Genomic DNA, 288 nt, shown 5'->3' on the forward strand with positions numbered 1-288 from the left:
CTTCAATATCATCCAGACCTGCACGGTTGCGAACCATGTTGAGGTAATCTTCAGCAAGCGCTGTTTGTCCCAACTCGTTTAAAGCTTCAGCTTTCATAAGCAGCACATCGGCATACCTTAGCACAGGAAAGTTCAACGGACTATTATCATAGGCAGAGACCTGGCTAATCGGCACTAAAAATTTCCTTGTGTTATAACCTGTCAGGGAGTAACGGCTTTCATATTCCTTTCCGTCGAACTCTGGTCCTCCTTCATAAAGTACTGTAGGATCCTTACGCTCATCACCTT

The 288-nt window shown here is 44.8% G+C and carries 1 protein-coding gene; it reads right to left on the reverse strand.

The features are described 5' to 3' along the window. Positions 1-288, reverse strand: a 288-nt coding sequence (locus tag HC175_RS23210; protein WP_168140103.1) for a RagB/SusD family nutrient uptake outer membrane protein, incomplete at both ends; no start/stop codon positions are given.

The sequence above is a fragment of the Salinimicrobium oceani genome (genome assembly GCF_012037645.1).